General features: G+C 73.6%; 3 protein-coding genes. 2 read left to right on the forward strand and 1 reads right to left on the reverse strand.

The genetic code is table 11. The annotated features are described in order from the left end of the window. Positions 1-653, reverse strand: a 653-nt coding sequence (locus tag ACFW1I_RS18645) for an alpha/beta fold hydrolase (RefSeq protein WP_384671007.1), incomplete at its 3' end; no start/stop codon positions are given. A 121-nt stretch (positions 654-774) separates the two neighbouring features. Here ACFW1I_RS18645 and ACFW1I_RS18650 point away from each other — a divergent pair. Continuing rightward, positions 775-1,590 (forward strand): pentapeptide repeat-containing protein, encoded by an 816-nt coding sequence (locus ACFW1I_RS18650; protein ID WP_384671010.1) that lies wholly within the window; start codon positions 775-777, stop codon positions 1,588-1,590. A 298-nt stretch (positions 1,591-1,888) separates the two neighbouring features. Next, positions 1,889-3,235 (forward strand): PHB depolymerase family esterase, encoded by a 1,347-nt coding sequence (locus ACFW1I_RS18655; RefSeq protein WP_384671012.1) that lies wholly within the window; start codon positions 1,889-1,891, stop codon positions 3,233-3,235. The last annotated feature ends 221 nt before the right edge of the window (positions 3,236-3,456 follow it).

A 3,456-nucleotide genomic window follows, 5' to 3' on the forward strand; every position in this document is an offset into this window, starting at 1 on the left:
GGGGGCGGGGGGGGGGGGGCGGGGGCGGGGGCCCGGGGCCGGGGGGGGCGCGCCCCCCCCCCCCCCCGGGGGGCCCGCGGGCCCCCCTCCGCCGCGTGCGCGCGGGCGGCGGCGTCCCAGCGGCCGTACGTGAAGGGGGCGGCGATGTCGTGCACGCGCGGCAGCGGGGTGCCGGGGCCGATGCCGTCGAGCGCGGCCCTGGCCTCCGGGTACCAGTCCCGGTCGGCGAAGACCTCGACCGCCCGGTCCCAGTCCTCGTCCGTGGCGGCGAGGCCGAGGGCGCGGGAGAGGGAGGCGACGAGGACGAGGGAGCGGATCCGCTCGGGGTGCGCGGCGGCGTGGAGGACGGCGAGGTTGCCGCCCGCCGAGTGGCCGAGGAGGTCGATCCGCTCCAGGCCGAGGTGGGCGCGGAGCGCCTCGACGTCGGCGACCTGCCGGTCGCAGCGGTAGGTGCCGGGATCGGAGGGGACGGCGCTCGCGCCCGTGCCCCGGGCGTCGAGCAGGATCAGCGTGCGGTGCGCGGCGAGTCCGCCGAGGTCACCGAGGTAGACCGCGTCCCGCATCGGGCCGCCCGCCAGACAGACCAGGGGCTCGCCCTCCCCGTGGACCCGGTAGGAGAGCGCGGTCCCGTCATACGTCGTGAACGTCGGCATGATCATGATCTTCCGGGGTGCCGGGCCGTCCCGCAATCGGATTCGGCCGCGTCCGGGACCCGTGCCGGCGGCGCGATACGGTGGGTGGATCGTCCCCGAGCTGCGAAGGAACCGTTCCACCGTGCCCGACACCCGGGAAACCGCGCTGCGCGGCGACTGCGCGCAGTGCTTCGGTCTGTGCTGTGTGGCCCTGCCGTTCGCCAAGTCGGCCGACTTCGCCGTGAACAAGGCGGCCGGAGACCCCTGCCGCAACCTCCAGGACGACTTCCGGTGCGGGATCCACGCGCGGCTGCGGCCCAGCGGGTTCCAGGGGTGCACGGTGTACGACTGCTTCGGCGCCGGGCAGCGGGTGTCGCAGGTGACCTTCGGCGGGGTGTCCTGGCGGGAGGCGCCGGAGACCGCCCGGCAGATGTACGAGGTGTTTCCGGTGGTGCGGCAGCTCCACGAGCTGCTGCGGTATCTCACCGAGGCGCTGGAGCGGCCCGCCGCGCGCCGGGTCCACGGTGAGCTGCGCGCGGCCCTGGCGCGGGTCGAGGAGCTGGCCGCGCTGCCGGCCGCCGAGCTGGAGGGGCTGGATGTCGGGCCGGTGCGGGCCGAGGTCAACCCGCTGCTGCTGCGGACCAGCGAGCTCGTCCGGGCCACGGCCGGCGGCACGCCGCGCAGCCGGCGGGGCGCGGACCTCATCGGGAAGCGGCTGCGCGGGGCGAAACTGAGGGGCACGGATCTGCGCGGCGCCCTGCTGATCGCCGCCGACCTGACCGGCGCGGACCTCACCCTCGCGGACCTGATCGGCGCCGACCTGCGCGACGCGGACCTGTCCGGGGCCACGCTGACGGGCGCCCTGTTCCTCACCCAGCCGCAGCTGAACTCGGCGCGCGGCGACGCGCGGACCGTGCTGCCCGAGGGCTTCGAGCGCCCCGCGCACTGGGCGGCCTGATCGAGGAGTGCTGTCGGAGCGCGACGCGGGACGGCGCTCCTGCTTCGCGGAGCACACAGGCGGAGGACAACCGAGGGGAAGGGGTGGACGCCGGGCTCCTCGCCGGGAATGTTAGCGCTAACACTCTCCATGGGGCAAGCATCCCCACGGCGGTCGGCGAGCGGACCTGAGCGGCCAACAGCACGTCGTAGCACGGCTGTTGACGGAAGCGGTGGGGCGGCACGAGGATCGGTGGCGTCGTCTCCGCGGTGGCGCCGGAACCTCCTCACGTCCTCGGCCATCCCGACGGAGAGGTCCCATGTCCCGATCCCGCTCGCTCGCGTCCCGGCTGCTCGGCATCATCACCGTGCTCGGCCTCGCGCTCGGCCTGAACCTTCAGGCGGCCCCACCGGCCGCCGCCGCGTCACTGGTCCAGATCACGAACTTCGGCACCAACCCGACCGGTCTGCTGATGCACCTGTACGTGCCGGACAACGTCAGGTCCCGGCCGCCGATCCTGCTCGCACTGCACGGCTGCCAGGGGACGGGCCCCTACCTGCACGCGAGCACCGACTTCGCCGCCGAGGCGGACAAGCACGGGTTCCTCGTCGTCTACCCCTCGACGAACCCGAGCAAGAGCTGCTGGGACGTCTCCTCGGACCAGGCGCTGACCCGCAACGGCGGCAGCGACCCGGTCGGGCTCATGTCGATGATCACCTACGTGCAGCAGCGCTACGGCGGCAGTCCCGACGCCGTGTACGTGACCGGCCAGTCCTCGGGCGCCATGATGACGAACGTGATGCTCGCCGACTACCCCGACGTCTTCAAGGCGGGCGCGGCGTTCATGGGAGTGCCCTACCACTGCTTCGCCACGGGCACGGTCCGCGGCTGGAACTCGGCCTGCGCCCAGGGCCAGGTGTCCAGGACGCCGCAGCAGTGGGGCGGCCTGGTGCGGAACACCGGATACCCCGGCTACACCGGCCCGCGGCCGCGCGTGCAGCTGTGGCACGGCACCGCCGACACCATCCTGAGCCACAACAACCTCGGCGAAGAGATCAAGCAGTGGACAGACGTCCTCGGCGTGAGCCCGACGCCGTCGGCCACCGACACCCCCGCGAGCGGCTGGACCCGGACCCGGTACGACGACAGCGCCGGCACCACCCAGGTCGAGGCGTACAGCCTCGCCGGGACGGGGCACCAACTGCCGGTCCAGGGCACGAGGATGGCCGCCGACGCGATCCACTTCATGGGACTGGACGCGGGCTCCTCCGGCGGTACGAGGGGAGCGCTGCGCGCGGTGGCCGCAGGCAAGTGCCTGACCGACACCAGCACGACGCCGGGCACGCAGCAGCAGATCCGCACCTGCGACGGCGGCGCGAACCAGACCTGGACGCGCACGGCGGCGAACCAGTTGACCGTGACCGTCGGCGGCGGCACGCTCTGCCTGGACGCCAGCGCCAAGGGGACCACCAACGGCACCAAGGTGATCGTCTGGTCCTGCAACGGCCAGCCCAACCAGCAGTGGAACTTCCACCCCGACGGCACCGTCACCGGAGTGCAGTCGGGCCTCTGCCTGGACGTCGCCGGCCTGGGAACCACCGACGGCACGCCCGTCCAGCTGTGGTCCTGCAGCGGCGGCACGAACCAGCGGTGGACGATGGGGTGACACGGCCGCCGGCCCGCGGCGGCGCTCCGGGGTGCGGCGCTCCCGCGGGCCGGCAGGATGAGGGTCTCGTCCCCGGCGCACGTCGAAACCGACGCCCTCACGACTCGGCCCGGGCGCCGCGCCGGTCCTAGAGCGTGTCTCTTTGATCGGCTGGTCGGTTGATCGGATGTGTCCGTCCGGTTAGTAATCACTGATGCGATGTGGGACCGGATCGAGCCGTT

The sequence above is a fragment of the Streptomyces sp. NPDC058955 genome (genome assembly GCF_042741435.1).
Classification (GTDB): domain Bacteria; phylum Actinomycetota; class Actinomycetes; order Streptomycetales; family Streptomycetaceae; genus Streptomyces.